This window comes from Flammeovirga sp. EKP202, assembly GCF_014534745.1.
Classification (GTDB): Bacteria; Bacteroidota; Bacteroidia; order Cytophagales; family Flammeovirgaceae; genus Flammeovirga.
Genome location: NZ_JACVVP010000151.1, coordinates 1 through 351, shown reverse-complemented (window position 1 = coordinate 351; position 351 = coordinate 1). Strand labels below are relative to the sequence as shown.

Below are 351 nucleotides of genomic sequence, written 5' to 3'. Positions count from 1 at the left end.
TTTAAGAAAATATTTGGAGAAGAAGCGAATAAAGATATTCTGATTGATTTCTTGAATTCAGTATTACCTGCCGAAGACCAGATTTATGATTTGACGTATAAATCAACGGAACATTTACCCAAAAATGACACCGACGGTAAAGCCATTTATGATTTATATTGTGAAAACGAAAAAGGTGAAAAATTTATCGTGGAGTTACAACGTGCCGAACAGACTCATTTTAAAGACCGCACCATTTATTACTCAAGTTTCCCCATTCAAGAACAAGCCAAGAGAGGAAAAGGATGGGATTATGAGTTAAAAGCAGTCTATGTGATTTCCATTATGGATTTTATCTTTGATGAGACCGAA

The 351-nt window shown here is 34.5% G+C and carries 1 protein-coding gene; it reads left to right on the top strand.

Annotated features, from left to right (window positions below; translation table 11 throughout):
• Positions 1–351 (top strand): Rpn family recombination-promoting nuclease/putative transposase (locus IC221_RS29375; RefSeq protein WP_188172336.1); only part of this gene is annotated, 351 nt, incomplete at both ends.